Origin of the sequence: Dyella acidisoli, assembly GCF_030160295.1 — a bacterium.
GTDB classification, from domain to species: Bacteria; Pseudomonadota; Gammaproteobacteria; order Xanthomonadales; family Rhodanobacteraceae; genus Dyella_B; species Dyella_B acidisoli.
In genome coordinates this window covers 1-3,987 of record NZ_BSOB01000041.1, presented here as the reverse complement: position 1 = coordinate 3,987, position 3,987 = coordinate 1, and the positions used below count along the sequence as shown (strand labels likewise).

Annotated in this window: 2 protein-coding genes; one reads left to right on the top strand and one right to left on the bottom strand. The window is 63.0% G+C overall.

Features of this window, described 5'->3' with window-relative positions:
* Window positions 1-166 precede the first annotated feature (166 nt).
* Window positions 167-832, bottom strand: a complete 666-nt coding sequence (locus QQJ86_RS16230) for a response regulator (protein WP_284322010.1) — start codon at window positions 830-832, stop codon at window positions 167-169.
* 173 nt (window positions 833-1,005) lie between these two features.
* Between QQJ86_RS16230 and QQJ86_RS16225 the strand changes: the two genes are divergently transcribed.
* The gene (locus QQJ86_RS16225) at window positions 1,006-3,879 is read left to right on the top strand and encodes an ATP-binding protein (RefSeq protein ID WP_284322009.1); all 2,874 of its coding nucleotides are present in this window, start codon (window positions 1,006-1,008) and stop codon (window positions 3,877-3,879) included.
* Window positions 3,880-3,987: the final 108 nt, after the last annotated feature.

The window sequence follows — 3,987 nt, the reverse complement described above, 5'->3', positions numbered from 1 at the left end:
GATTGATGATGCACTTCTAGATTGACTCCGCCGTTACTTTTCTTTGGGCCAGCAAAGAAAAGTGACCCGGTCGCTTCGCGACCGGAAGCGCCGCAGGCAATGCCCCAACAAACGACACCCCCAGCTGAGGCGAGACGCTAATCAGGCCGAAGGAGAGAGGCAAAGATCACAGCAACCCATACGTCCGCGCATACTCAAACAACTGCGTATTGCTGGTAATGCCCAGCTTGCGCATCGCATCGTTCTTCTGCTGGCTGACCGTCTTCACGCTGCGATGCAGCTGTTCGGCGATCTGGGTCACCGACAAACCCTGGGCGTAAAGCCGCACCACTTCGACCTCGCGCCGCGACAGCACAGCCGGATCGGCAACGCCGTCCGGCTCGCTCGGTGGCGACCAGTCGACCACATGCTCGCGCATGGCCTCGCATATATATGTACGGCCGTTGAGTACGGCGCCAATGGCGAGCAGGAGTTCCTTGGTCATCGCGCCCTTGGCGACCAAGCCATTGACCCCAGCGGCCAGCATGCCGCGAGTAATTGCTGGGTTGTGCAGCATGGTGAGCACGATGATCGGCAGCCTGGGATGGTCGCGACGCAGGCGCCGCAGCAGAGGCAATCCGTCGCCGGAGCCATCTTCGTAGGGCATGGAAAAATCGGTGATCAGCAGATCGCAGGGCTGGCCGGCCAGCACACCCAGCAATTCGCGACCGTTGCTCGCCTCGCCGACCACCTGCAGACCGCTGTGTTCTTTCAGCAGCGCGCGGATGCCAAGCATCACGACGGGGTGATCGTCGGCGATGACGATCTGGGTTATCTCACCACTCGGGGGCATAGCCAGGGATGCTCTGATTCCCAACCAGCGGCGTATGCAGCTGCTCTGGGTCCGATTCTAACCAAAGAACACGTAAGGTCCCCGCTAGCCGGGCCTGCGTCATATGGGCATCATGGCGCCAGGGCCGCCGTCGAGGCCGGCTCACAGGGATCGACCTTGCTCAGTACACCGCCGTGACCCTTGCCCTTTTCATCAGCGACGCGGCCTCCGGCTGGTTTGATGCCAGCCCTGTCTCCATCGCCGTGGTGGTGCTCGCCGCGTTGCTCAGCCTTACCGCCCTGCTTGCCCTGGTGGTGCTGCGCATGGTGTTCATGCAACGGCAGAAACTGGCGGAAGCTGAGCAGACCATGCAACAGCAAGCGGCGGTAGCGCAGGCACAGCTTGATGCCGTGCCCTTTCCTGTTCTGCTCAAGGATGCCTCCGGCACGTACCGGGTGCTCAACAGCGCCTGCCTGCACCGGCTCGGCATCGATCCCGCGCACGCCGTGGGCCATACCAGCCTTGAACTGACCGAACACCGCTGGCTGCCGCTCGCCGATGGCACGCCACCCATGCAGCACCTGCATCAGATCGGGATGGAAGCGCTGCGCGAAGACAAAGTACAACGCGGCGAGCTGGATTACGTCAGTCACGACGGCAGTCAACGCACTGGCCTGTTCCTGGAAGCACCCACGCATGCACCGGACGGCAGTGCGAACGGCAGCATCGGCGTGCTGCTGGACATCACCGAATATCGCCAGATCGAACTGAGCGCACGCGCCACCGAGCAAAGCCTGCGCGATATCACTCAGCGCATCCCCGTGGTGGTATTCGCCGTGCGCCGCGGCGACGACCGCCGGCAGCGGCTGGCCTTCATCGCCGGCAACCTGCACGCACTATTTGGCCTGGCGCAGAGCGACCTGCTGGAAAGCGATGACGTGCTGCGCGACTGGCCGTTCCACGATCGCATCCATCCCGAAGATGCACCCGACTTGCGGCGCTTATTGCAACGCGCGACCCGGCATCGCAGCACCGTCACGCTGGATTTCCGTGCGTATGGCGCGGAAGGCCTGCGCTGGATTCACCTGGTGATGGGCACGCGCCGACTACCCGATCGCAAGATGGAATGGATCGGCTATTTCATCGACACCACCAGCATCAACGCCCACAACCAGACGCTGCTCGCCGCACGCGACGCGGCCGAGCGCGCGTCCAAGGCGAAGGCGGACTTCCTCGCCACCATGAGCCATGAGATCCGCACGCCGATGAACGGCGTGATCGGCATGCTCGAACTGCTGGGTCGCACGCCACTGGATCAGGAACAGCGCGAACTGGTGCATGCCGTGGAGGATTCCGCTGGCGTGCTGCTGCAGGTGCTCAACGACGTGCTGGATTTCTCCAAGCTGGAAGCCGGCAACGTGCGCCTGGACGACGCGCCGTTCGACCTGCGTACGCTGATCGACAACGTGGTCGGCATGTTGGCCGGTACCGCGCACAAGAAAGGCTTGGCTGTCGAAGTGGGCGCGGATGCGACGCTCGCCGGCAAGCTGATGGGCGACAGTGTGCGCATTCGGCAGATTCTGCTGAACCTGCTGAACAACGCTGCGAAATTCACCGAGCAAGGCAACGTATCCGTCGGCTTGCGCGTGATCGGCGACGACGGTCATGCGCAACGCGTGCGCATCAGCGTGACCGACACCGGCATCGGCATCGCCGCAGACAAGCAGGCCACCCTGTTCACCCCGTTCTCGCAGGCGGAATCGTGGACCACGCGCCGCTACGGCGGCACCGGCTTAGGCTTGGCAATCTGTCGGCATCTGGTCCAGTTGATGAATGGCAGCATTGAATTGAGCAGCCGCCTCGGCGAAGGCACCAAGGTAACGCTCGAACTCCGCTTGCCTATTGCCCAGCGCGAGATCGACCGTCCGCCGGAGCTGGCGGGACGTCACGCCATCGTACGGCTCGCATCGGCCGGTGTTGCCAATGCCTTGATCGCGCATCTCGCCGCGCTGGGTTTGACGGTGGAGCAGATTCCACCCACGGCGCCGATGCGGCGTGGCGCAGCGGCCAATCTGTTGTTCATCGATGCAGGCGACCAGGAAAGCGCCGCGGCGATTGCCGCGCAACCCATTCTGGTCGACGCCAGCGCGAACGGCAGCAGTGGATCGCGCGATCGCGACGAACGTATTTGGCTGCACGCCAATCCGCTGAAGTGGCAGGCGGTTTCGCGCGTTTGCGTGCAAGCGTTGCAACCACTGGCGCAGCCTTCACGCGATGCGGTTGTGCCGGTGATGACGCCCGTCGCCACGCCACACGCCGGCGGTCGCATTCTGGTCGCGGAAGATCATCCGATCAGCCAATCATTGATCCGCCGCCAGCTCGGTCTGTTGGGTTGGGACTGCGATGTAGTGGGTGACGGCCACGCCGCGCTCGACGCTTTGCGCCGGCACGATTACGCCATGCTGCTCACCGATTGCCAAATGCCGCTGATGAACGGCTACGAATTGGCTACCGCATGGCGCCAGCACGAAGTGCAAACCAAGCGCACGCGCCTGCCGGTGATCGCCATGACCGCCAACGCGCTGGATGGCGAGATCGAACGCTGCCGCGAAGCGGGCATGGACGATTACCTGAGCAAACCGGTGCAGTTGCGCCCACTGGAAGACAAGCTGCACACGTGGGCACCGCGTGCGGCGACCGATACGCACCCAGCGGAAGCAGTCTTTTTCGAGGACGTGTTCGCCGAACCGGGCATGGAAGACCTGCGCGCCGAGATGCTGCAGGCCATGCTGCGAACCAGCGAGGCGGATCTGCGCAAGCTTGAGCAGGCTATCGCGCAATGCGATGGCGCGATGGCGCAGCGCACCTTGCATCGTGTACTGGGCGCACTGCAGCTTTTTACGGGCGGTCGCGTGATCGCGGATGGACGTGAACTGATGGCGGCTGATGCCGATCAGGTGTTGCTAGCGTTGCCCGGATATCTCGAAAATTTGCGAGGCGTGCTGAATGGACTTGCGCAACCTGTACATCATCATGGAGTGTCCCTCTCTCCCGGAGGGCCTGATTAGCATGTCGCCTCAGCTGGGTATGTCGTGGTGTTGGGGGATTGCCTGCGGCGCTTTCGGAGCTTTCGGAGCTTTCGGACCCTAAAGGGCCCGAGTCACTTTTCTTTGCGG